Here is a 2523-nt window from a genome sequence, read left to right on the forward strand (position 1 = left end):
GGTCAGTTCATCCAGCAACACCACATCATAACTGCTGTCGGCAAGCATTTTTTTACATTCTGCCCAGGTTTCTTGTGCTGCAGCCGTATCGGCTTCTTTGTTTTGAGTTTCCCAGGTGAATCCGGTCGCCATGACGGCAAAGTTTACCCCGTGCGATTCAAGCAAGTTCCGCTCGCCGCAATCCCAGGTCCCTTTGATAAACTGACCAACGCCGCACTTCTGCCCATGTCCGACAGCGCGGGCAATGGTGCCAAAGCCCGAGGTGGTTTTCCCTTTACCGTTGCCGGTGATGATAAGGAACAGCCCTTTTTCTTCCTGGGCGGCCTCAACACGTGCATCGACTTCGTCTTTGACTTTCTGCTGGCGTGCTTTGTATCTTTCGTCCTTATTGGTTTGATCAACCATAGGGCTCCCTTAATTCGATATGTCTAGGTGATTATTATTGTTAATTCTAGAGCAGGGCGAGTAACGTCATATACCCGGCAAGCTCTGTGATCTGCTGTGCGGCTCCCAGGCAGTCACCGGTGTAGCCGCCGAGTTGCTGTTCAAACCACTTGCCGCAAAGGAAACGAGTGGCGGCTAGAACCAATACGACAATGAGCGCAGTGTTCAGTGGCAGTAACAGTAATATAATCAATCCTGTCGCAATTAAAACCCACAAATCTTGTTGGCTTTGCTGATTGGCCAGTGGCTTTACCTTGCTGTTTTGATCTTCCCTGACATAAGGGTAGGTAAAGATAAGGCTGGCGACGCAGATACGGCTGAGAGTGTGCATCACTATCAGCATCATAGCCGGCAAGTATAGGGAATATTCGGCAATGGCCGTGAGCGTTACCCACTTCATTCCGAGTGCCATCACCAGGGCTGCAGCACCATAGGTACCGAGCCGGGAATCCTTCATGATTTCCAGCTTTTTGACCGGCTCCCAGCCGCCACCAAACCCGTCGAATACGTCAGCCAGCCCGTCTTCATGGAATGCGCCAGTAACAAGCAAGCTGCAGATCATTGCCAGGGCAACAGCGAGGGCTGGTGGAAACAGGGTAACGGCCATCAGGTAGATGGCTGCGCTGATGATACCGACAATAATCCCCACCACCCCGAAGTAGCGATTCGCTTGGTTGAGGCGTTGGGCGGAGTAGGGCGTATCAGCCGGAATCGGGATCCGGGTAAAAAAGGCCAATGCAATCAGAAAGATTTGCCACTGCTGCTTTAGCGCTGATTGAAAGCCCGTGCTCTTGATCCGTTCGCCAGCCTGATTGTCGCCATAGGATGAATTATCGCTCGGGCTGCTCACACGGTCACTCCTGCTTCGCTGAAGCTGGCCATCTTGTTGTAGAACTCGCAGGCTGAGCGGATCATCGGAAGAGCGAGTGCTGCGCCGGTACCCTCACCGAGGCGAAGGCCTAAATCCAGCAGTGGTTTGGCGTTGAGATGCTGCAGCATTCGCTGATGGCCTGATTCTTCAGAACAGTGGCAGTAGATGAAGTAATGGTTAGCCTCGGGGTGCATGGCAGTTGCTAGCATTGCAGCGGCTGTCGAGATGAAACCGTCAACGAGGACGGTCATTTTCAGTTCGGCTGCCTTCAGCATACCACCTGTGATTTGGGCTATCTCAAAGCCGCCAAGACAGGCCAGGATGGCGAGCGGATCATCCGCGTTTACTTGGTGTAAGTCCAACGCCTTCGTGATCAGCGCCTGCTTACGCTCGAGCTGTTCGTCGGTTATACCTGTACCGCGACCAACACATTCATCGGCAGGTATCTTTAATAGCGCCGCCATAATGGCTGCGGCACTGCTGGTATTGCCAATGCCCATCTCGCCGAAACCAACCAGGTTACAGCCTTGCTGGTGTATCTCGGCCACCAGGCCAGCGCCTAGCTCTAAACCTTGCTGGGCGGTTTCCCTGGACATAGCTGCTTGCTGGCTGAAATCGGCGGTGCCGTTGCCAAGACGCTGCTTCAATAGCTGGGGATGATCGTCCGCTTCGAGCTTGGTTCCGGCATCAATGACTTTTAGTGCCATATCGTTGGTACGGCAAAAACAGTTGATGGCAGCACCGCCGGCAAGAAAATTCATCACCATCTGTGTGGTCACTTCACTGGGTGCAATGCTCAGCCCGTGCTGGGCAACGCCATGATCACCGGCAAAAACCAATAGGTGGGGCTGGGAAACCGTAATCGTATCGCTCTGCTGGATCAGCGCTAGCTGGGCTGCTACGGCTTCTAACTGACCAAGCGCTCCCTGCGGTTTGGTTTTATCATCAATCTTGTGCTGAATTTGAGCCAAGGATGAGGTGTTGGGTGAAGTGATGGTGAACATAAATGCCATTCTCCCTGTTTCTGGCAATAGGCTGTAACGCGGATCGTTGCGTTGGCCGGTAGTGCTGCAATGAGTAGGCTGAAATTTTGCGTCAGGTCTGAACCTAAGGCAATGGCAAAGAGAGAAAAGTTTCGGGTTGTAGCAAAAAAGAGCTATGGCTGATAGCTTCACTCAGGATATTTTTCATATCATAAGGCTAACGCC

Annotated in this window: 3 protein-coding genes; all 3 read right to left on the reverse strand. The window is 52.6% G+C overall.

Annotated elements, in window-relative coordinates:
• On the reverse strand, positions 1-405 hold a 405-nt coding region (locus tag MHN01_RS24395; protein WP_239413967.1), incomplete at its 3' end, for a cob(I)yrinic acid a,c-diamide adenosyltransferase.
• A 46-nt stretch (positions 406-451) separates the two neighbouring features.
• Positions 452-1240 carry an adenosylcobinamide-GDP ribazoletransferase gene (locus MHN01_RS24400; protein WP_239413969.1) on the reverse strand — a complete coding sequence of 263 codons (789 nt, stop codon included), beginning with the start codon at positions 1238-1240 and terminating at the stop codon, positions 452-454.
• A gap of 50 nt (positions 1241-1290) precedes the next feature.
• Entirely contained in the window at positions 1291-2319 is a 1029-nt protein-coding gene (gene cobT, locus MHN01_RS24405; RefSeq protein ID WP_239413968.1) for a nicotinate-nucleotide--dimethylbenzimidazole phosphoribosyltransferase, read from the reverse strand.
• Positions 2320-2523: the final 204 nt, after the last annotated feature.

Origin of the sequence: Photobacterium sp. OFAV2-7, from assembly GCF_022347985.1 — a bacterium.
Taxonomy (GTDB): Bacteria; Pseudomonadota; Gammaproteobacteria; order Enterobacterales; family Vibrionaceae; genus Photobacterium.